The sequence below is a fragment of the Dysgonomonas sp. ZJ279 genome (genome assembly GCF_011039205.1).
Taxonomy (GTDB): Bacteria; Bacteroidota; Bacteroidia; order Bacteroidales; family Dysgonomonadaceae; genus Dysgonomonas.
The window spans coordinates 174,497-197,532 of record NZ_JAAKEL010000003.1; the positions used below are offsets into that span (position 1 = coordinate 174,497).

Here is a 23,036-nt window from a genome sequence, read left to right on the forward strand (position 1 = left end):
ATCTTTATTTTTTATTATATTGATTCATCGTATTTTGGAGTCCAGCCAGACAGAAGCTCTTTATTATTTCCTCGCAGGTTGTAAATCTCTCTTTCAGGGCATCTTCTTCCTCTTTCGAGAATCGGCTGAGTACATAGTCTACCTGTGCTCCTTTGTTAAAGTCGCTGCCTATACCGAATCTTAAGCGGGCATAATTCTGAGTGCCAAGAGTTGTCTGGATGTGTTTTAATCCATTATGTCCGGCATCACTGCCTTTTCCTTTGAGGCGTAATGAGCCGAATGGTAACGCAAGGTCATCCACTATAACAAGTAGATTCTCGATTGGAATCTTTTCTTGTTGCATCCAATAACGAATGGCATTACCGCTGAGGTTCATGTAAGTTGAAGGTTTTAGCAGGATGAGTGTTCTTCCTTTGACTTTCAATTCGGCAACCTCGCCGTAACGCTTGTCTGTAAAAACAATATTGGACGCTTCAGCTAAAGCGTCCAATATTCTGAATCCTATATTGTGGCGGGTATAGTGGTATTCGCTACCAATATTACCTAAGCCGGCAATTAAGTATTTCATTTGATTATTTTTCTAAATCAATTAGCCATTTTTAGCTGCAAGACCTCTTGCTGCACGAGTCAATTGAACACGACATACAACTGCATTGCTGGCATTCAATAGCTCTAGGTTGTCGAAGCTTAGTTCGCCAACTTGTACCGATTTTCCTAGTGCAAGCGGTGTTACGTCAACATGCAGTTTTTCAGGAATATCTTTGTAGAGAGCTTTAACTTTCAGTTTACGTAAGTCAAGAGATAGTTTACCCCCTGCTCTAACACCTTCTGCAAGTCCGTCAAGAACAACAGGAACTTCGATAGTTACCGGTTTGTTATCAAAGATGTGAAGGAAGTCAAGGTGAAGGATTGCATCAGTCACCGGATGTATTTGTACATCTTTAAGGATAGCTTTGTAGCTTGTTCCGTCAAGATTAAGATCGATAAGGAAAATCTCCGGAGTATAGATCAATTTACGAACATCGCTGTTTGTAACTGAAAAGTGAATAGCTTTAGCATCTTCTCCACCATATATAATAGCAGGGATTTTGTCTTCTTTACGGAAAGCTTTAGTAGCTTTTTTACCTAGGTCGTTTCTTAGAGAACCTGTTAATTCAAATGTTTTCATCTTTTAATTTTAAATGTGTTACTCAAATCAAGGATTGCTTCCTTATTCCCATCACACGGGCTTATAATTAAGCGGTGCAAAGATAGACGTATTATTTTTATTTTCCTAATTTATTTAATGATTTTGACTCCTTTAGGTGCATCGATTTTAGATGTTATTTTTCCATTTACATCTTTTGTATGTTTCACTTTTACAAGCCCGTAAGGTGTAGGGAAGGAGCCTTCTGCAAATTCGAGATTGCCCAAATGAGGTTCTATCCTTATTGTTTTACAGCCAGCTTCGATCACTTGGATACCTAGTACATGTTCTGTTAACCATGCGGTCGGACCTGAGGCCCATCCATGACAAAGGCTATGGCGTAAGCCGACATAACAGTAATTTCCATAATCTCCGTGTATATCTTTTTTGCCTGCTTGTACCGGCGCATCTATCGGAGAAGCGTTCTCAAGCCAATCAATATTAAAGTCTTCCCAGAATGTTGTAGCACCAATGCTTAGCATGCCACCCCAATATTGGCGGATATAGTCAATAGCTTCATCGTAATTGTCGGCTTTTGCCATTGCTTGTAGCATATAATACCCATAGAATGTGGAGAAATCGTGCACGCCATTATTGGTTACAACACTATTTCCTTGTGTAGGGGTAATTAAATCTACAATCGATAATAAGGCTGCTGCTTGTTTCGAATTATTTGTTTCGGGTATATGTTTCTTTAACTTGTTAATAGCTTCTTCGCATTCTTTAGCAGTTTCCTTTTCATTTAGAATAAGGCACATATCTTTACCGGCAGACAAAGACCATACCATTAATGCCTGTAAGCCACCGTGTATAGCTTCTTGATTTTCGCTTGAAGGCCAATCCATAAAACGCCAGCCGTTCAACTTTTCGACACCTTCTTCATCGATCATAGAGCATAATTGACGAAGAAGTGGTATAAGATATGCTCTCTGCTCTTTCAGATATTTCAAATCGGCATGATGCATATACCAGTCTTTGTGCATGATAACCCACCACATCGAATATGAACTGATGCCATTAATCCAGTTGGACAAAGGGGTTAAATCTCTATTCAAATCTAACGATTTGGGTACAACATCGTTGTATCCGAATACTGCATTTATTGTAGATACTTCGGGATGCATATCTCCTGCCCAAACCAAGCGATCGCGTTTTATACCATCCCATAGATAGTCCTGCATATTCAGGTGAACGGTGTATGCTCCTGTTAACCATATATTATTCAATAAGTCGTCACTGCTATTGAAAGAACCCAGATAAGGAATGTCCTGATAGATAAGTATAGCTCTTGCTTCTTTTAATTGTAACTCAGCTTTATTTTCAACCAAATCGATACGAACAAATCTAAATCCCGAATTCCCTATTTCGATATTCCCTAGTAATGGAACGTCTATAATCCGATCTCTGATGGCATGGTCGTTAGTGGCTCCTTTTTCTCCAATATCGCTCATTACTTCACTAACGGATTCACCTAAGCGAACACGCATTTTGATCGGTTTTCCGGTACTGGTTCTACCAGTGATAAATTGCATGCCACCATGTATTTCTTTGCCAAAATCTAAAACAATAGCAGGGTGATCTGTGCTGTCACTTTTTAGAATACATGTCGGGTTATTTGATAAGTCTGCTTGGCCGTTCCCTTCCCGCAATAAAAGATCTTCGTTCTGAATAGATGCTCCTCCGTCTGATTTCATCCATACTATTCGGGTCGGAGATATATACGAGCGGGTGAGAGAAGATGGTTGTGCTTTATCACTTTGGCTGTTAGTAAATACGGGAGGGAGTTTTTGTGAGTATATATTGGTAGAAGAAAATAACAAAAGTAAAACAAATGTTATTCTAATCGATGTACGTATTTTCATGATACTGATTTTAAATGGGGTTAGCAACTGATTAATCACAACAAAAGTAATATATAATGCAGTTTTGTTACTGTATTAATTGATATTAGTAGTTGAAAAAATGACACATGGATGATACGAATGTAGAGTAAGAACATAAAAAAAGGTTGTCCCATCGGGCAACCTTTTTCATATAGAATAAAATTCTTATTTTTTCTTTCCTTGATTTGCAACAGCATCCATCAGAGCTTTGATTTCTTCAGGATCGCCCAAGAAATAATCTTTAACAAGATTGTTGTTTTCGTCAAATTCGAATACGTAAGGAACTGCCGTTGGCAAGTTCAACGAAACGATATCTTCATCAGAGATGTTCTTTAAATGTTTGATGATACCACGAAGGCTGTTACCGTGAGCAGCAACAATAATTTCGTTGTGATCTTTCAATGAAGGGAAAATAGTATCGTTCCAGTATGGAAGTATTCTATCCACAGTGTCTTTCAATGCTTCTGTAAGAGGAAGATCTTTTTTGTCGACACCTTTATATCTAGGGTCTAGATAAGGTGAACGAGGGTCGTTAGCATCAAGCGGAGTAGGAGGTACATCGTAGCTACGTCTCCAGATAAGAACTTGCTCGTCACCGTATTTCTCAGCGGTTTCAGCTTTGTTCAATCCTTGAAGCATACCATAATGTTTCTCGTTCAAACGCCAAGATTTTTCAACAGGAACCCAATCTAAATCCATTTGGTCTAAGATTGTATTCAATGTTTTATTAGCTCTTTTCAAGTAAGAAGTATATGCTTTTTCGAATTTGAAACCTTCTTTTTTAAGCAATTTACCTGCTTTGATAGCTTCTTGTACACCATTTTCAGTTAAGTCTACATCAGTCCAACCTGTAAAACGGTTCTCTTTGTTCCAAGTGCTTTCACCGTGGCGAATTAATACTACTTTTTTCATTTTCTATTTTATATTAAAATTGTTATTCTTTCTGCTATACAAAGTTATTCAAATTTGATGAAAAAACAAGACCTGTTTAACGAATAAATATCCATTCCTTGTCGCTTGATAGTTGTGGTGCAAACGAATATCCTTCCGTGTCGAATGCTTTCAGATGCTCTATGTCGGTCAACTTATTTTGAACGATGAATCGTGCCATCATGCCCCGTGCTTTTTTCGCATATACTATTACCTGCTTATATTTATTTCCATCATGTTCTTTAAATAAAGGTGTTATGATTCTGCAACCTTTAGGTAGTTTCTTACGATCCACTGCTTTTGTATATTCGTTCGATGACAGATTAACCCATATATTATCGTCAGCTAAAAGTTGTTTACTCATATATTGAGTAATTGTATCGGACCAATAGTTATATAATGTTTTCCCTTTTGGGTTATCGAGCGGGCTTTGTAACTCCAGTCGATAAGGTTTTATTATATCGAGTGGGCGCAAGACTCCATACAGTCCAGATAAAATAAGCAAGTGTTTTTGTGCAAAGTCAAAATCATTAGTAGTTAAGGTTTCGGGTTCCAAACCCTGATATGCTATTCCGTTGTAAGCGAATGCTGCTTGTTTCTTTGGTGTTTTTGCCAGATCGAATGAGTGTATATACTGATATACATCCATTGTTTGTTTCGGATTTATTTTCATTAAATCCGAAATGTCTTCTCTTGATAAATCTTTCAAAATATCGTTTAGTTCGTGCGCTTTCTTTACAAAAAGAGGTTGAGAACTCTCTTTGATAGAGACAGGAGATTTGAAATCCAATATTTTAGCAGGCGAAAGAGTAATTATCATATTTGTTTTTATTGTAAATATACAAAAATAAATAGCAGGTTGATAGCTGTTTAACACGATATGCAGAGTGCGAATAATAAATAGTGTCGTTTTCGTGTAACGAAATCTGCGCCTGTTGCGTCATATATGTAAATTCTAAAATATTACATTATGAAATTCGCCTTACTAACCCTAATTATCCTATTCTATGTGCAATTTGCATTTGCACAGTCTAAAATATCAGGAACAGCAGTTGATCTATCAACATCGAGTCCTATCGAATTTACGAACATTGCTCTGTTACATAAAGATTCGACATTCGTAAAAGGAATAGCTTCCGATGAAAAAGGATACTTCGTTTTTGATAACATTCCCGATGGAGATTATCTATTGACAGCTTCTTATGTAGGATATGAAAAGAAATGTATTCCCGTATCTAAATCCGGAAAAGATGTAAATGTTGGTAATGTTACCTTACAAACATCAGATGTATCGCTTGGTGATGTGACAGTAAATGGAAATTCGGTGATAAGGAAAGTAGACCGACAAGTTATTATGCCAACCGAAGCGCAGTTGAAAGTATCTACGAATGGTGTGAATCTGCTTCAAAATTTACAACTTCCCCGTTTATATATTGATCCTGTAAATAATAAAATAAATATTTCGGGGGGAGGAGAGGTGCAGCTTCGTATCAATGGCGTTCTTGCGCAAATTAATGATATTGTATCTATTCGCCCTGAGGATATTATCCGTATTGAATTTCACGATGATCCCGGATTACGTTACGGTGGGGGAGTTGCGGCTGTTATAGATTATATTACCCGTAGAAAAGAGTCGGGAGGCAATATTTCTACTAATCTGATGAATGGTATAAGTGACGTAGGTTTTGCCGAAGATCATTTTTCTGCTAAAGCCAATCACAAGAAATCAGAGTTTACTATGAATGCTTTCTATAATTATCGTGCTATCCATTGGACAAGAGAGAATGACGAAACATTTGTATTTCCGGATAAGCCTGCTTTACAACGGTTAGAAGAAGGGCTTCCTACAAAGTTTAAAGATAAAACATTGAATACACTTTTGAATTATAGCCTTGTAGAGCAAGATAAGTATTACTTTAATGCTGCTTTTAGATATAATTGGGACGATACACCACATTCGTTTACCAATAAAGTGGGTCAGATACATACATCGAATAATCCCGATCCTCTTACTATTAGCGATCAGTCTTCATCAACAGCAAATGCACCTTCACTCGATCTGTACTATCAACGTAATTTGAAGAATGATCAATTAATCATCTTTAATGTGGTGGGTACTTATATCGATTCTAAGAATACAAGGTTTTATCAGGAGCATCGCAATGAAGATCTTATTACAGATATTTTTTCAAATGTTGTAGGAGATAAGTATTCTTTGATTGCCGAGGGTATTTATGAGAAATCGTATAAAGAGTCTAAATTATCGACTGGTATAAGGCATAGTCAAAGTTATACCGATAACAAGTATTCGGGCACAGCTGATGCAGAGGTGAGCATGAATTTTGCCGAGAGTTTCGCATACGTTGAATACCAGTTTAAGAAAAAGAAATTTAGTTATACTTTAGGTTTAGGCGGTTCACGTATCTATTATAAGCAGGCAGATAATGATGTTACTACATATTTCCTGCGCCCCACATTACGTGTGGCATATAATATCAACGATAAGACCTTTATTCGTTACAATGGTTATATTTCGAGTTATGCACCCTCTTTATCAGATATGAATAATGTTGAGCAGGCTATAGATTCATTACAAATCCGTCGTGGTAATCCTAACCTCAAGTCTGTTTGGTATTTGTCTAATAATCTTACGATAGGCTACAATAAGGGTATCTTTGGTGTAGAGCTATTTGCCAACTACAATTACGACCACCAGCCGGTAATGAGTGAAGTGTTATTTGAGAGCGGCAAGTTTATTCAAACGAATGAGAATCAGAGAAGCTTTCATCGTTTGAGTACGGAAGTTACATTTAAGCTTCGTCCGTTGAAAGATTATATATCATTGGCGATAACTCCGGGCGTAAGACGATTTATAAGCAACGGCAATAATTATACACATACTTATACAAATTCGTATTTTAGGGCATCCCTCACCGCCAATTATAAGAACTGGGTGTTAAATGCGGAGATGAGAACCAGACAAGATTGGTTTTGGGGGGAATCTCTCAATGGAGGAGAACGTATTCATATATTGACTGCTGGTTATAATAAACCGAATTGGTCTTTAATGTTAGGTGCAATTAATCCGTTTGAGAAAACTTATTCGACGAAGAGTGTCAATTATTCAGCGCTAACACCTAGTGTATCACAGGTAGCAACTGATAATATTGCTCCAATGTTCTTTGTCAGTTTCTCTTGTAATATCAACTTTGGGCGTCAATTCAAATCTGCTAATAAACGATTGAATAATGATGATTCGGATTCGGGAATAATGTCAGGAACAAAGAAGTAAGACTTATATATATAACGAAAAAGCCTGCTATAGTAATTATAGCAGGCTTTTATATTATAGAATCTTAGGTTCTTATTCAGCGTTCAATGTGAAACGTTTGAAAGCAACAACAGTCAAATCTTTATCTTGAGCTGCAAGATATTGAGCGATTGTTTGTTTAGGGTTCTTTACAAAATCTTGTTGAAGAAGAGTAAATTCTTTGTAGAATTTAGTTAATGCACCTTCAGCAATTCTTTCAAGCAAGTTTTCTGGTTTACCAGCTTCGCGAGCTTTTTCTTTTGCAAGGTTTAATTCTCTTTCTTTGATTTCTTCCGATACTTCGTCTGATGTTAATCCTACCGGATTCATTGCAGCAATTTGCATCGCGATATCTTTTCCTACTTGCTCATCAACATTAGGTTTGTTGAATCCTACGATTGTAGCAAGTTTGTTACCTGGATGAACGTAAGCAACTACAGATGGAGCAGTGATTTGTTCGTAAGCACCGATTTCCATTTTTTCGCCTGTAATACCCATTCTGTCTACTATCAGGTCTGCAATGTTGCGACCCTCAAGTTGTATAGCATTCAATGCATCTACATCAGCAGGCTTGTTAGCCATTACAGCGTCAAGAATAGAAGTAGTTAATCCTACGAATTCAGAGTTTATAGCAACGAAGTCAGTTTCGCATTTCAAAGCTACAATAGCTGCATAATCGCCATTTGCAGCTGCAAGAACACATCCTTCAGATGCTTCACGATCACCACGTTTTGCAGCGAAAGCTTGTCCTTTTTTACGAATTATTTCGATTGCTTTATCAAAATCACCTTCTGCTTCATTCAAAGCACTTTTACAATCCATCATTCCAGCACCTGTTCTTTTTCTCAGGTTTTGGATATCAGCCATAGTAACTGCCATATCTTTTTATATTTTAAAGTTTATAATTATACGTCTTGAAAAAAGAAAAGCCAAGAATTAATCTTCTAAGAATAAATAACTCTTAGGAGATTAACTCTTAGCTTTTCAATTATTATTATTCTTCGTCTTCTTTAGCAAATTTACTTGCTACAGCAGCGTTGATTGCTTCTTCATCTTCTTTAGCTACACGCTCTTTCTTTGCACCTGTTCTAGCTTTACGCTCTCTTTTAGGTGCATCGTCTTGCGATTCAGCTGCGTTAGAATCTGCTTTCTCGATTTTTCTTTCTTCCAATCCTTCTTTGATAGAATCGCAAAGGCTTGAAATGATTATTTCGATAGATTTAGATGCATCGTCATTCGCAGGAATTACGAAGTCAATACCGCTTGGATCAGAGTTTGTATCTACCATAGCAAATACAGGTATACCAAGGCGATTAGCTTCTCTTACAGCGATGTGTTCTTTCATGATGTCTACTACAAATAGAGCAGATGGAAGACGTGTAAGATCTTGGATAGAACCTAAAGTTTTTTCCAATTTAGCACGTTGACGAGTAACTTGAAGTTTTTCTCTTTTAGATAGAGTATCGAATGTACCGTCTTTAATCATTTTGTCGATAGTTGACATTTTCTTTACAGCCTTACGGATTGTAGGGAAGTTTGTCAACATACCACCTGGCCAGCGTTCGCAAACGTAAGGCATGTTTACAGATAGTGCTAATTCTGATACTACGTGTTTTGCTTGTTTCTTAGTTGCAACAAACAATATCTTTTTTCCTGATTTTGCAATCTGTCTTAGTGCAGCAGCTGCATCTTCAGTTTTTGCGATTGTCTTATAAAGATCAATAATATGAATGCCATTACGCTCCATGAAAATATAAGGAGCCATAGCCGGATTCCACTTTCTTTTTAAGTGACCAAAGTGTACACCTGCGTCTAATAATTGATCGAATTCTAATTTTGCCATTTTTAGTTTTTTAATTCGTTTACTTTCTTTTTCTGTTCACGAATTGTCGGGTAGCTCTTTTATTTAGAAGTCCCGGCAATTTAGATACTAAACGTAACTTTTGCGATGAGCGCCGACTCATCATTATTTATTACCAATCTAAAATCTTTAAGCAACAAGTGCCATCGACTGTTGACCGGATAAAATATCCAAATTAACGTTTTGAGAATTGAAATTTCTTTCTTGCTCCAGGTTGTCCCGGTTTTTTACGTTCAACAACACGAGGGTCGCGAGTCATAAATCCTTCAGCTCTTAGAGCAGGCTTATCTTCAGCATTGATCTTAACCAAAGCACGAGCGATACCAAGGCGAGCAGCTTCTGCTTGTCCTTTATATCCACCACCTTTTAGGTTAATTTTGATGTCGTATTTTTCAAGAACAGCTAATGTATTTAGCGGTTGCTTTACTACATACTGAAGAATAGTTGAAGGGAAGTAATTGTCAAGCTCACGTTTGTTGATAACAATTTTTCCGGTTCCTTCGCTTACGAATACGCGAGCTACAGCAGCTTTACGTCTTCCTATTGCATTTACTACTTCCATTAATGATTATTTAAGAGAGTTAATATCTATTACTTTTGGTTGTTGAGCCTCGTGTTTGTGCTCTGTTCCTGCATAAACATGAAGATTTCTAAGAAGAGCAGCACCAAGACGATTCTTAGGCAACATCCCTTTTACAACTTTTTCCATCAAGCGATCAGCTCCCTTTTCTAACAATACGGCAGGAGTCATAGATCTTTGACCTCCAGGATATCCTGTATATCTAAGATATTCACGATCTGTCCATTTGTTACCAGTTAGAACAACTTTTTCTGCGTTGATGATAACTACATTATCTCCACAGTCTACGTGTGGTGTGTAGTTTGGTTTATACTTCCCTCTCAGAAGTTTTGCCACTTTAGATGCTAGGCGTCCTAAAGTCTGGCCCGATGCGTCAATCACAACCCACTCTTTGGTTACGGTTGCTTTGTTCGCTGAAATGGTCTTATAACTTAAAGTATCCACTTACTTAAAAATTAATTTGGTTAATGACTTTTTTTGGTTCACTCATCTATATCTTTCTGTTTTAAACTAAGGGGTATGAACAGAGCGATAATGTTTTATAAACCAAATGTTTACGTTTTATTTCGTAATAATCGGCTCGCAAAATTACAATTTTTTGGCGAATTAACAAAGAATAATAGCTAAAATGTAATATAAATCTGCCTTTTGGGTTTTTATGTGTCTATTAATCTTTACATTCAACTTTTAATCTGAAGCCATCTTGTAGCGAATGGCCTCGTGCTTCTAGGCACTTGTAGTTGCATAACTTGCCTGCATCTCCCATTTCCGTTGAGGCTGGGAGCATGTCGTATGTGTGATAGGATGAACTTATGTATATAATGATACCGTTGTTTAGTGAGTAAGGTTTGAAATGTGTATTTCTGTTAATTCCGAGATAAATATCATAAGGATATGGGCGGTATATTATACTGGAAAACGGTCGCTCTCTATTTGTTTCCACTTCGGTAAGTGTTGTATACTTGTCTTGTGTGCGTTTGGCAGACCATCCTGCAGATAAAATAAGGAATAACGATATAATACATACGCTTAGTTTTGGTGTCTGAATATCACGTTTGTTTGTTAGGAAGAAACTTGCACCTCCGGTCATGATGGCGGCAGCTAGTATTCCATGTGCGAATCTGGCATCCGGGCCGTTCATAAACCATGTTATCAGAATTATGCAGATTACCCCAAAAACAATGTAGGCAGATATTTCGATTTGTTTCCTTCTTATCCATAAGTTTATGCTGGCTGTTATAAGCGATATTGTAGTCAGAATATAAATAAAAGTAGTTAAAAGATTTATCCATAGAGGGTCTCTGGACTTAGCAGCGGGATGTAGAATTACGGCATTGAAGAAGTGATCGCCTATGTGTTTTATGTATTCTTGTTGTTTTATTCCAATGTGTGCAGGTATTTTCCAATCGAAAGAGAATAAATCGATTCCAGAAAAAGGATATATAAGATATCCGGACAGGATGACGTTTCTTATCAGCCAAGGAGTGACTATGAGTAAGGTTATCGCCAGAGCAAAAAATAACGGGCGATAATTCCTTTCTTTTACTAGGCGAAATAATATGTATCCGCTTATTAGAATAAAAGGAGCAATGGATAATTTACAGGTGATTGCAAATATGGGCGCAGCCAGTCCAAGTAAATAATTCTTTTTTATAAAATCGGGATAGAGTATAATTTTAGCAATTAGATAATATGCGATAAGATTAGGCAATATATCGGTTGATGTATCGAGCAGAAATTTTATATTTACAAAATAGAACAAAACAAAAGAAAAGAGTAAAATAGTTCTTTTGATTTCATATTTAGATGTGAAAAGCTCATGAAAAATCCAAAAGACGAAAAAGATCAGCACGCACGATTGAAGGGGATATATAGCTTCACCAAATAAGAACCTAAAGGTGAACATTGCGCTAATTAATAAATAGTTAGAGTTGAAAGCAAACCGATCGTCCAAGTTGCCCAGTCCGGGAACAACCGAATATTGTTCGTTCCACCGTATATTCTGATGGTGATAAAATACAGAGTCGAACACTCCTTCGACCCAGAGTGATGAGCACAATATAATCATTATTGCTAGTATTATAATGCCCAATTCTAACTTAGATAATTCCTTTATTTGCGACTTAAATTTTTTTATCTGTTTTTGTAGATATTTCCTTCTTACAAACCAATAGGCAATACTAATACCTGTACTTACGAAAAGAAAATAATGATTAGACGGTAGCCACAATGACCATACAGATAGCGGAATAATAAGTAGTGATAAGCCGAGTAAAAGTTTATCGATTAAATTATATTGTTCCGACTGTTTGCAAAGTTTATTATATATTGAGAGAAATATCTCACCCCATGTTACCAGTACAAAGGATATTGTAATCCAAGCTAAAATAAATGCTATCATCTTAATGTTTACCTCTTAATAGACCTTTATACAGCAACTTCCCCTTTTATGTGTGGGTGTGGATCATATCCTTCGAGAGTAAAATCTTCATATTTAAAATCAAAAATGCTTTTCACATCAGGATTTAAAATCATTTCAGGAAGTGGGCGTAATTCACGAGATAATTGTAATTCTACTTGTTCCAGATGATTAGTATATATGTGCGCATCGCCTAAGGTATGTACAAACTCGCCGGCTTGTAATCCTGTCACTTGTGCCATCATTTTAAGTAACAGAGCATATGATGCAATATTGAATGGTACACCTAGAAATATATCGGCACTACGTTGATAGAGTTGTAAACTAAGTTTTCCATCAGCTACATAGAACTGAAAGAAAGCATGACATGGAGGAAGCTTCATATTCGGTATATCAGCAACATTCCATGCATTTACAATTATTCGTCGCGAGTCGGGATTGTTCTTAATGGTGTTTACAACCTCTGTTATCTGATCTATATGACCGCCATTATAGTCGGGCCACGATCTCCACTGATAACCGTAGATATGACCGAGATCCCCATTTTCATCAGCCCATTCGTTCCATATACGTACACCATTATCTTGCAGGTATTTTATATTCGTATCTCCTGCCAAAAACCATAGGAGTTCATATATAATAGACTTCAGATGTAATTTTTTTGTTGTAATAACAGGAAATCCATCAGCTAAATTATATCTGCTCTGATGCCCGAAAACACTAATGGTGCCTGTACCTGTTCTGTCGCTTTTTTCTGTTCCTTCAGCTAAAACTCGCTTAAGAAGGTCGTGATATTGTTTCATATATTTTATTGCTATTTTTCTAGCTTCAAAGGTATATAAAAAAAACGAAAGCTATACTTTTTGATTCAAGTATAGCTTTCTATCTGTTGTTCGGATTTAGCTTTATTCAGCGCCCTCAGCTTCTTCACTTACAGGAGCGATAAGTTTGTAACCTTTACCATGTATGTTAATGATTTCGATACTAGGTGCCGGCTTCAACAGTTTACGCAACTTAGTGATATATACGTCCATGCTTCGTGCATTGAAATAGTTGTCATCTACCCATATTTGCTTAAGGGCATGATTACGTTCCAATATATCGTTAGCATGAGCACATAAAAGGCCAAGAAGTTCAGCTTCTTTAGTAGTCAATTTAGTGCTTTCGCCGTTGATAGTCAAAATTTGTTTTTGAGTATCGAACTGCATATTGCTAAACTGATACACTTGTTGTTCCTTAGTTCTTTTTCCTTTTACGCGACGGAAAATAGCCTCGATACGAAGAACAAGCTCTTCCATGCTGAATGGTTTTGTTATATAATCATCAGCACCTGCTTTGAATCCTTCTAAGATATCGTCTTTCATATTCTTGGCAGTCAAAAATATAATAGGAATCTCTGTATTTATAGCTCTGATCTCTTTAACTAAGGTAATACCGTCTTTTTTAGGCATCATTACATCTAAGATACACAGATCATATTTTTCTTTTACAAATCCTTTATATCCGACTTCGCCATCAATGAATAGATCAGTATCATATCCTTTCGCTTGAAGATATTCTCTTAGCAACATACCAAGATTTTCGTCGTCTTCACATAAAAATAATTTCAATTTTTCTTCCATAACATCTCTTTATTTGCGTTTTTTTAAATCAGTAATTAATTAGTCATTTTTCTTTTATAGTAGGTAAGTTTATTATAAATTTAGTTCCTTTATTTAAATCACTTTCTGCTTTTATAGAGCCTTTATGTTCTTCGATTATTTTCTTAACATATGCCAACCCTAGCCCAAAGCCTTTTACATCGTGGCGATTACCGGTTGATACACGATAGAAGCGATCGAAAATCTTTTTTACATATTCTTTTTTTATTCCTATTCCGTTGTCTTCTACGGATATTAATAGCTTATTATTGCTGTTCCATGTTCTTATCATTAGCTCTAATGGCTGATCCTCCCTCCTGTATTTTACTGCATTGTCGAGTAGATTAAACAGAACATTTGTAAAATGCATCTTGTCTGCATATATTGCCGATTCGGTAGCTTGTAGATCAATATCGAGATTTCCGCCGAATTTTTCCACTTTTAACTGAAATGTATTCGCTACGGTTACTACGATATCGTTAGCATCTAGTTCTTTAAGTTTTAAAGTTGCTTTTTGTTTCTCAAAAAGAGACATTTGAAGCACCTTTTCCACTTGGAAGCTCAGCCGTTCGGTCTCATCATTTATCACACCCGATATATGTTTAAAAACCTCAGGTGATTTGGTTATCGATCCGTCTTTTAGCATTTGCGCAGCGAGCGATATCGTCGACACCGGAGTCTTTAACTCATGAGTCATATTATTCATGAAATCGTTCTTCATTTCAGATAAGCGCTTCTGACGGAAGGTGATAAAGATAATAATTATAAATGTAACAAGTAATATGAAGGTAAATAAAAGTGCTGGTACCAGGAATGAAACCTCGCTAAAGAGGTAGTCTCCCTTGGTCGGGAAATAGACCTTAAGATAGGTTAGCTTATCCGGCGAATCGTTTGGAAACAGAACTTGTGTATATACCGCATTCTTATCCTGATCCGAGAATCGTGCCTGCCTATAAATAGGTTTATCGTTCTTATCTACTATTTCATATTGAAATGGCAACTCTATGCCATTATGCTTTATTTCGTTTCTTATATTGTTTTCGAGTGTTTTGAAATTGATCCTCTCTTCGATGGGAACATTGCTTGATGTATTCAATATTTTGTTGATAACATCATTTAAGTTCTCCCTCTCGTTGAGATATCTTTTCTTCTGCTCTTCCTGCATATCAACAAACGTTTTGGATATAGCATTTGTTCCGCTTTTGTTTGGCGATTGAAATACAGGTTTAGTCGGTTTGGTTTGTATGGTTTGCGATAGATTGTATTCTACTTGCAATTCCATACCATCAGGGGCAGTCACTTTTCCGTTTACCTTCTGATTATAAGTTACAATTTCTTCTTCCAACTGGTTACTCCGAGATAGAGATCTGTTGTAAGCCGACTGATTTTTTTGCTTTTCAAGGAACGCTTCATCGAGATATTTCTTTGTTTGATCAAGTTCCAGATTTCTCGATATCTGGTACAAGCTTCTGTTTATTGCTTCATCAAATTGATCACTCCTCAGTCTAACCGATGTGCGGAGATACGTAATCTGTAAGTATAATAAACCGAAGAACGCAATAGCCATTATAATTGCAAGTATCCATATTGTTGATTTCTTCATTTTTTAATAGCCTTTATAACCTACTACCGATGAGATGGATATACCTCTCATTACAGTAATTAGATATTTAACAATTGAATGTGGATTTTTGTTTAACATTTGAGAAAATAAACTTAAAATAATAATTATTCTTACGCAAGTATATTAAGATTTTTTTATTGTATTAGAGTAAACTTAAGACTAATGCCAAAGTTAGTATTTGTTGTCGGATATCCTGTAGAAGAAATAAGAGGATTATTCATTATTCTATCAAAAAACGCTCTTAGAGTCAGTGAACGGCTCAATGTGTAGTCTGCCGATAGCTTTAGTGTAACTGTTGTGGTACCGCTGGTGGCTTGAGTAAATTGCTCTTGGATGTTTCTTATCAGAGCTTGGCTGGTTTTGTGCGATACGTCCGCTTTTATGTTAAGATCGTTGTTGAAATCTTTTGAACTTTTAGACGTAAGCCCTATAACACGGTTAAATTCGTCGATGCGATAGCCAAAGCCCACAACGATCTCCTTCTGGATTGATTCTATTATTTGGTATGATGCCATATTCAGGTTGAGAGTCCGCATGTTATTAAATTGAGAATTGATAGACATATTATTATTCAATATCCCTTCTACACCAAAGAGAGGATTGAATATTTCGGATATTCCTACCGACGCAATATTATAGGGCGACGAAGGTACGGGATTTCCTGTTAATACATCACGAATAAAGCCTAAATCGTCATCCACTTGTTGCCATGTAGCAAAAGAGTTGAAGCTGCCTACCTGATAGAAACAAGAATATGAATGATTGAAGCGTATCGATCTGAATTTTTCTTTAATGGCAGGTATTTCAGATAGCCCGTCATACGATATCGTCCAGTTTGGTAACATGGATAACAATGATGGAAATGCAGATAGTGTAACACTATTTGCATTCTGGCCTGTATATGCTGCAAGAAATGCAGGGATAAGCACATCACCCGAATTAATATTAACAAGATTATTTTCTGCTGAGTATTTTTCTCCTATAAATCCGGGTTTGTCGGTCATAAAGCCTCCGGTAGGATAGGGTAAGCCGTCATATTTTGATTCTAATCTGTTTCTTATAATAGTTCTATTTGCCAAAAATCTGTCGAAAGCATCTGATTGATAGCCGTTTTTAGCACTACTGTTTCTCAATGTAGTTGAAAGCCCGATTGTTGTCATCGAAAAGCTGCCACCTAGTGTGCGTGGTGAACCTTCGAACATATACAGTATTTCCGAACGCTCGTTATTTTCACGATTAGCATTCAGTTCAATTTTCATGCCTTTAAATGGCTCAAGTTGAGCTCTTATTTCCAGTTTGTTCGAATTGTTGTAAACCGCAGGAAGAATATTGTCGCTATTTATTACGAGCCATTCGCGATCTAAAGATTTTTTAATGAAATCGTCTCCACCTTCAAAACCAAATGCGAAACCTAGACCGGGAGCTAATCCATATTCTGTATTTTTCTGACCAAAAGCATCGCCCACATGAGGACTATAGCCGGATATAAATGTTTCTTTGCGTCTCGAATAGTTAATACCTATAGAACGGAACGACATCAGACCCCGTGCAGAATATTCGGCAATATCTTTCCAAATTCCCTCTCCCGGTTCTTTTATTTTATTTACAATATTAATCTGGACAGTTGCCGAATCTTTATTATTTATTCGTATCGAATTTTCATCAATCTTCTTGAATTTGATATTATAAGGACGACCGTCTTTTTTGGCTACTAGTTCAATATTTTTTGTCCCTAACCCGTGGGTAATAGTAATAGTCGTATCGGTTCTTAGTGTTACCTCTTGGGTGAATCGTCGCCTTTGGGCTTCTTTATTTTGTTCTCGCCGTTGCTGGCTGGGAGATTGGGCTCTCCTTCTACTATCAAATCGCTCATTTACTCTCTTCAAAAATCCCGATTTGTTGTATAAACTTACCAAGTTGAACCGATTGTTGATATCAATAGTTATATTATTATTAATCGTATTTCCTATCTCTACACTATCTATATCTGCTCCACGATCCCATTGATATGCACTTGTATATGTCAGATTGGTTGTAACCCAATCCATAGCAGGTATATTTCGGAATGGAAGCTGATAGGTAACTCTCGCTATTTGTTTATATGACAGAGGGTTTCCGAGGTCTCTTATACTCTGCATAACAGAGTCTTTCCATATATCGTAATCGTCTCTGTTGAGCCTTTTATTTACCTGTAAATATGGTTCTTCTATTTCGGCTCTCGTTCCCGATTGGAATGCTACCTTAAGATTACGGGTAAGATCCCAATTGATGTTGAAATCCCGATCCCAGTAGAAGGATTGACTCCACGCCAGAAACTGGTTCTGATTTGCATTTTCGCCTATAGTATAGTTGTCGACATCACGTAAAAGTGTTTCCGTATAATAGCGTGTCATATTAGAATTGAAAGCAATATTGCTAGGCAGATAATTGAATCCAATCGATTTTGCAAACTTGGCAGATCCCGATTTACTTTTCGAATTTTTGAATGGTTCCCAAGTTTTCATCAGAGGAGAGTATGAATAAGCAAACGTTGCTTTATAATTCTTACTCACATCATAAACTGTAGTGGGGTTCTTAAATTCCGTTTGATTGAAGGTATATCCCAGACTAAAGTTTGCAGGGTCGTATGGCATGGGAGTCTTACTCTGTATATTTACTCTGATATTATTCAGGCTGACGCTTCGGGTTGTTGTTTTCTCTTGAGACAAACTTTTTATGGAGTCTTTTTCTATCTTGCTATCAACTATACTTAGCGACTCTTTCAATGTTACGTCCTGATCGAACGGATCATATTTCGGGGTTGTAGTCTGATTAGAATAAGCATAATAAAAGGGTATACTCACCTTCGCTTTTTCAGGTAAGAATCTGCCTAGTTCTACATTGGCTGTTACATCGTACATGTAATAATCGTCGAGTCGCCTTTCCATTAAACTTTGATCTAATGCTCCAAAGCCGACAGTCTCTTTTCTTCCCGAGAGATTAATTGTTCCTAAATCGGAAAGTGCTATATTGAGATTTCCTTGGGCTGCCCATCCGCCTTCTTCATTGAAGTCCGTTAGTCGGAGCTCATTGACCCATACTTCTCCCGATTTATTGAGACGTGAATTGTTACGTACACCAATCATTATAATTTGTACATCCGACAGAGAGGGATTACCTATAATGCTGACTCTATTGTTAGGTTTGTCCGGATCATAATCCGAGTAAACTTTGGTGAATGAAATGTTTGATCCTTCTTTTCGTTTTTCTTTATTTCGTTTCAGCTTTAAATCTTTAAGTATATCCAGTTTGAAATCGAACATATTATCTTGAGGCCAGACTGCATATTGGTCAGTAATACTGTTAGAGCGATAGTCACTGCTCGGAGGAGTGATTGTAAGTGGTATTTCATACTCATAGTAATTATTCTTGTAGTCGGTACCTAAACGAATAAATACGGTCAATTCACCATAGGCGAGCGTATTATCTCCAACGAGAGCTTCAGCGTGAGTAAACAGTTGTAATCTTTTATGACGTCTGAAGTCGTATGATGCTTTTTTATATACAGCGCGAGCATCGCCTGATTCCAAATCTAAAATCTGAAGGGATAGTGCCTGTTCGTTTTCTCTGGTCAATTGTGTTTGGTCGGGATCGAGTTCGCGTGTAAGTCCCGGAGGCAAAACGTAATTAACGGGTTTCCTGTCGGAGTTTTCCTCGATATTGACAGTAGAAATAACTACCGCACCATTACCTTCGGGTATATCGTTTTTATTCAATGTTTGTTCATAGATGCGCCAATCACCACGGACAAGTTGAAATGTTCCGAAGCGAAGGAACGTTGTCTGATCGAAACCTGTTAAGAACATGCGCATAAAACGGATGCTTCGGAAGTCTGGTATATTTCCTATTTTCTTATCGTATTGTCGAACAGGGACTTTAAATTGATACCAGGTTACAGTACCCGGTGTGCCGTTGCGCAGAGGCACTGTGACTTCGCGGCTATTTATGATATGATTTTTTCCCACTTTCATCGAATCGGGTGTCAATCGAAGCTTGTATTGAAAATAGGTTTCGTTTCCATTCATGGTGTTATCCTGATCGATATCTTCCACATCGGGTAATACACGTGCTGATGTAGCAAAACTCTCATCCGATCCGCTGGTAGTAGGGGAGTTTCCTTCTGTTCCGTTATAAAATTTATATCGGTCGATGATACTTACTTCATCCCGATCGTAATCAGAACTACGGTAGAAATGATACTTATCTTTCGATGGGCTGTTTAGAGGTGAAAATTGATCGTTTTGCATTGCTTCCAATGCCGAAGGTGAAAGTTTACTTCTTAAGGCTTCCAGATAATCGCGATAAGCTCCGAATGTTGTTTCTTCTTCTGCACTTAATCCGTTCAATCCGACGTCTTGTTTTTTACGTCCGCTGTCACCTGCGCTGTCATCAAAAGCGTAAACGGTAGATTGCCGTGTTGGCACTTTACCCCATGCAGTGGTTGTGTATGCCGTAGGATCGTCATTGATAGGCAGACCATTTTCGTAGAACTTTTTACCATCTTTTAGAACGTCTTCCGATATCTCACCCAAGTTTATATATAAGTCTCCTCCATTGTTTTTCACGGCGGCGGTATCGTTATATACAAAAGGATCCATCAACCAAAATTCGATATATTCGATATTAGCTGACTCAAAATCCCGAACATCCATTTTACGAGTAATACCTGCCCAACGTTTTTTCGGATTTAATAAATTTCCATCCGAATTTATATTTGTTGCGTCTAAGTTATATTGCCCCCTTTCATTCGGGTAATAAGATAGATTTAGCGTCGGAATTGTTGCAGCCTCGTTAAATGGTACGTCTCTGTTTGGGTATATTTCGCTTAGATATATTTCGCGTACAAAATGATCAGATAGTTGATCTTTATCATTTTTGATATGCAGAGGTGTAAGTGACGAGTTTCTACGTGTAAATATACCATCAATCATATACCAAGACATCATGGCTCTATTCATGCCATATCGGACATCATCGTTGAGCAAAGCTTCGGGGAATAGCGCGTCTCCTGATTTGTCGGCAGGGGTCGATGCCAATGTCCATCCAAAGGGGCTTTTGATATCTATTCTGGATTCGGATGTTTCGAAATCATCGAGATAGGAGTGCGCTCCGAGATCTCTATTTTCGTAATGCCCTGCGATCATTTGTGCAAATTCGCCATTAAATGTTATCTGAGAAGGCTGGGTTGCATTAACGAACGGTAGTTTGTCTACAAGATTAGTCAGCCATTGCGATTCAGTTCTATAAGATGTATTTAGTCCCCATAATGTATTTTTGACCGACTCATTACCGAGTTCCGTTTTCATTGTTAATGGCCTTTCCGAAAGGTGCATAATAGTACCGCCTACATTGAAATTTTTAGATATGTCGTAGCTTAAGTTCAGACCCAAGAGTGTTTTCCGCTCCATGCTGAATGTACGGTCTTCGAGTGAAATCTGTATTGGTGTATTTGTATCTAATATATTCTGATTGATGATGGTTACTATCCCCGACATGTAATCTACGATATAATCGACCCCCTCCGTTAGCGTAACAGTACCGGCAGTAACCTTGACTGAGCCTTGCGGTACATTTGTTGCATTCAGGTTTATGTCTGAATTAGATGCAGAACCTCTGTAAGAACCGGATATTTTGAACTTGTTTTTTTCGGCAATCTGTTGAGCTATCGTTTTCGTCGAGTCATATAATTCTTGGTAAACATATCTGTCGGCAATTGCAGGGTTATTTATTTCTTTTCTTAAATGTGAACCAAATGGTTCGACAACAGGGAAATATATTCGTCCATTTTCCGATCGTATAGTGAATCCGTCTATATAATCGAAAATTCCGTCGGGGTTGCGGTTGTCTCGAACATCGAGCCTATCCAGATTCATGACTCTCAACAATAATTGATTCCGAATATCGCCTTCCGGTAAATAATTGATAAATGTTCCTATCGAATCGGATTGATACGATATGTTCATTCTGAATTTATCCTTTTGGATGTTGGTTGCTCCGATGCTATAGACGTTTTTCATCATCAGATCCCATGTATAAGTCTGTGGTCCAAATCCTACAGGCTTCAATAACTTAAGGAATAGTGCCCCAGATCGCGGGTTACTGGCATCGTACCGGTCTACTATATCTGTTGCAAATTCTCCTACCTGATAAACATTACCGTTCATTTTGTACTCGAAGGCTACAGCCAGAACTTCGTCCGGTTGCAATGCCGATGATAAAGAGACATATCCTAATTGGGGATTAAATGTGTATTCGGATTCGTTTAAGAGTCGTGCACTTTCTACTTGTTCATAATCTAATCCACTTTCTATGAATCCGTTGAATATAGCATTGACTTGACTGATATTACGTGCTGCCGAATAGGGGGCAGTGGTAACGGTTGAGTATAGATTATTAGCTCCATTATCAGGTACGTCAGGTGCTCCGATTGTTGGAGTCCATCTTGTAGGATTTTTTATTACTTTGTGTTCAGCAATATCAGCAAAACCAACGATGTTACGCGCTTGAGTGAAATCACTTCGCTTGTTGGTAACCCAAACTTCGAGGTGTGTAATTGTTATCGGCGATAACACAAAAGGAATCTTGCTCATCGCTTTATCATAGTTATCCCGGAAATAATGTGCTAAAAAGAAATGGCGGCTTTCATCGTATTGGTCTACATTAAACTCAAAACTATTTGTTTGCACACCACCGTTTGCACTGATCGATTTTGATTGTGATTCTTGTTGTGAGACAAGTGTATTTACGCGTAATTTTCCGAATTGAAGTTCTGTTTGTATCCCGAATAATGCAGTGTTGCCTCCAATAAGGGAATTTGTTGTGGCCATACTTACATTCCCAGCTTCGATGTGTTTTATTATTTCATCCTCTTTACCATCGTAACCAAGCTTTATTCTTTTAGAGTCGAAATCAAACATCGACTTTGTATCGTAGTTCATGCCGAAATTTACTTTTTCACCTACAGATGCCGATACATTCATCTGTATATCTTCTTTGAAATCGAAAGCTGTTCTGCTCCTGTTTCGCTCTGCTAATGTAGGATTATCATTGTAAGTATGCCTAAAGCCCATCGATGTTTCTACATAGCCTTGCGTCTTTATCTTTACTCCTCCCGGACCGAATAATCTTTCAGCAGGACCAATATTTATTTTTATGTCTTTTAATGAAAATTCTCCATCATCAACGCTTTTGCCGTCTTCGCTAAGCGCATTCTTCCTTCTGAAATAATCTGCCATAGACTGTTTCAAGCTATGATTCATATATTCGTCGGCACTTAACGAAAAAGGAGTCGATATAATTTGATCCCCTACTTTGGTGCGGATAATGTAATATTTTGAATCTATATCGTAATCGACACGAGTTTGGACATTCGATGGATCTTTGAGATCGATAGGAGACTTATTATTGAGATCGTCGTACGTAGATATCTGAGTTTTTTTTACAGGGAATCGTGGTGCAGTATCGTTTGATGGGATGGCGAAAGGTTCTTCGGATAGCAATAAAGAAGTATCCACCCTGCCGGAAATGCCGGAGAGCAAACTAATAGAGCTTATTGAGAGCGTAA

At 37.4% G+C, this 23,036-nt stretch carries 15 protein-coding genes; 1 reads left to right on the forward strand and 14 read right to left on the reverse strand.

The annotated features are described in order from the left end of the window. Positions 1-4 precede the first annotated feature (4 nt). The 5 genes from pth to yaaA all read right to left on the reverse strand — a co-directional run bounded on the left by pth (position 5) and on the right by yaaA (position 4,819). Positions 5-568, reverse strand: coding sequence for an aminoacyl-tRNA hydrolase (gene pth / locus G7Y57_RS06130; protein WP_165021324.1), 564 nt, complete (start codon positions 566-568; stop codon positions 5-7). Positions 569-589: 21 nt separating this feature from the next. Next, positions 590-1,168 carry a 50S ribosomal protein L25/general stress protein Ctc gene (locus G7Y57_RS06135; RefSeq protein ID WP_165021325.1) on the reverse strand — a complete coding sequence of 193 codons (579 nt, stop codon included), beginning with the start codon at positions 1,166-1,168 and terminating at the stop codon, positions 590-592. Positions 1,169-1,278: 110 nt separating this feature from the next. Further along, complete coding sequence (locus tag G7Y57_RS06140; protein ID WP_165021326.1) at positions 1,279-3,048, reverse strand: alpha-L-rhamnosidase C-terminal domain-containing protein; 1,770 nt, start codon at positions 3,046-3,048, stop codon at positions 1,279-1,281. 186 nt (positions 3,049-3,234) lie between these two features. Further along, on the reverse strand, positions 3,235-3,981 hold the full coding sequence (gpmA, locus tag G7Y57_RS06145; RefSeq protein WP_165021327.1) for a 2,3-diphosphoglycerate-dependent phosphoglycerate mutase: 747 nt from the start codon (positions 3,979-3,981) through the stop codon (positions 3,235-3,237). A 76-nt stretch (positions 3,982-4,057) separates the two neighbouring features. Continuing rightward, complete coding sequence (gene yaaA / locus G7Y57_RS06150) at positions 4,058-4,819, reverse strand: peroxide stress protein YaaA (protein WP_165021328.1); 762 nt, start codon at positions 4,817-4,819, stop codon at positions 4,058-4,060. A 150-nt stretch (positions 4,820-4,969) separates the two neighbouring features. Here yaaA and G7Y57_RS06155 point away from each other — a divergent pair, with 150 nt between their 5' ends. Then, positions 4,970-7,291, forward strand: a complete 2,322-nt coding sequence (locus tag G7Y57_RS06155) for a TonB-dependent receptor (protein ID WP_165021329.1) — start codon at positions 4,970-4,972, stop codon at positions 7,289-7,291. 72 nt (positions 7,292-7,363) lie between these two features. On the opposite strand, the gene tsf is transcribed toward G7Y57_RS06155, so the two are convergent. The 9 genes from tsf to sprA form a co-directional block, all read right to left on the reverse strand. Next, positions 7,364-8,188: a translation elongation factor Ts gene (gene tsf / locus G7Y57_RS06160; RefSeq protein WP_165021330.1), complete on the reverse strand. Its 825-nt coding sequence runs from the start codon at positions 8,186-8,188 to the stop codon at positions 7,364-7,366. 115 nt (positions 8,189-8,303) lie between these two features. Next, a complete protein-coding gene (gene rpsB / locus G7Y57_RS06165) occupies positions 8,304-9,152 on the reverse strand; it encodes a 30S ribosomal protein S2 (RefSeq protein ID WP_165021331.1) in 849 nt (282 codons plus the stop codon). Positions 9,153-9,345: 193 nt separating this feature from the next. Beyond that, a complete protein-coding gene (rpsI, locus tag G7Y57_RS06170; RefSeq protein WP_165021332.1) occupies positions 9,346-9,732 on the reverse strand; it encodes a 30S ribosomal protein S9 in 387 nt (128 codons plus the stop codon). A 6-nt stretch (positions 9,733-9,738) separates the two neighbouring features. Beyond that, complete coding sequence (rplM, locus tag G7Y57_RS06175; RefSeq protein WP_165021333.1) at positions 9,739-10,194, reverse strand: 50S ribosomal protein L13; 456 nt, start codon at positions 10,192-10,194, stop codon at positions 9,739-9,741. Positions 10,195-10,417: 223 nt separating this feature from the next. Continuing rightward, complete coding sequence (locus G7Y57_RS06180; protein ID WP_165021334.1) at positions 10,418-12,151, reverse strand: LIC_10190 family membrane protein; 1,734 nt, start codon at positions 12,149-12,151, stop codon at positions 10,418-10,420. A 26-nt stretch (positions 12,152-12,177) separates the two neighbouring features. Further along, the gene (locus tag G7Y57_RS06185) at positions 12,178-12,972 is read right to left on the reverse strand and encodes a thymidylate synthase (protein WP_165021335.1); all 795 of its coding nucleotides are present in this window, start codon (positions 12,970-12,972) and stop codon (positions 12,178-12,180) included. A gap of 102 nt (positions 12,973-13,074) precedes the next feature. Beyond that, positions 13,075-13,791, reverse strand: coding sequence for a response regulator transcription factor (locus G7Y57_RS06190; RefSeq protein WP_165021336.1), 717 nt, complete (start codon positions 13,789-13,791; stop codon positions 13,075-13,077). 43 nt (positions 13,792-13,834) lie between these two features. Then, positions 13,835-15,412 carry a sensor histidine kinase gene (locus tag G7Y57_RS06195; protein WP_165021337.1) on the reverse strand — a complete coding sequence of 526 codons (1,578 nt, stop codon included), beginning with the start codon at positions 15,410-15,412 and terminating at the stop codon, positions 13,835-13,837. A 155-nt stretch (positions 15,413-15,567) separates the two neighbouring features. After that, positions 15,568-23,010 (reverse strand): cell surface protein SprA, encoded by a 7,443-nt coding sequence (gene sprA, locus G7Y57_RS06200; RefSeq protein ID WP_255491354.1) that lies wholly within the window; start codon positions 23,008-23,010, stop codon positions 15,568-15,570. Positions 23,011-23,036 lie beyond the last annotated feature (26 nt).